Below are 718 nucleotides of genomic sequence, written 5' to 3' on the forward strand. Positions count from 1 at the left end.
TGCAGCAAATGCTCAGACTATAGAGGTAGCAAATGCCGGAGCTAATGTTACAGCAGCAGGATTAATCACCGGTGCAGTAAGTTATACGGCAGATGGTACTTTAATATCAAATGGTGGAATAACAGGGGATGTAACAGCGGCTAATGGCGGTGATGGTAAAGTTATAGTGACTGCCGGAAACATCGCAAATGCAGGTACAAATGCTGCTGCCTTAGCTGTGGTAACGTTTAATAATACAGCTGCAAGTAATGCAGGTAATATATTTGCAACTGATGTAACGGTTGGTAATACAGGAACTGACGTAACAACAGGCACAGTAAATGGAGCGATTGATTTTGCAGCTGATGGTAAATTAACTGCCGGTGGGTTAGTAACAGGTACAGCAGTATTTAATGCTGATGGTCAGTTAACTTTAGGTAATGGAATAACAGGAGATGTAACGACAGCTGGGGATAATACAGGAATCTTGGTAGTTAATGCAGGTAATGTAACTGGAGCAATAGGTACAAACGGCGGTCCTATGTTAAAGAAAGTGCTGTTTAACGGAGTAAGTAACGTCACAACTGTCGATGCAACAACAGTTACTATAAATAATGCAGTAGCAAATGTTACAGCATCTGGGTTAATTACAGCAGCAGTAAGTTTTAGCAGCGACGGTACTCTAATAACAAGTAAGGGAGTAGATGGAAGTATTACAACTAGCACAGATAATACAGGT

At 41.1% G+C, this 718-nt stretch carries 1 pseudogene; it reads left to right on the forward strand.

Going from position 1 to position 718, the window contains the following annotated elements:
• Positions 1-718 (forward strand): annotated as a pseudogene (locus tag KYQ89_RS01570) (autotransporter outer membrane beta-barrel domain-containing protein); the annotation flags it as partial.

The sequence above is a fragment of the Rickettsia sp. TH2014 genome (assembly GCF_019249195.1).
Taxonomy (GTDB): domain Bacteria; phylum Pseudomonadota; class Alphaproteobacteria; order Rickettsiales; family Rickettsiaceae; genus Rickettsia; species Rickettsia felis.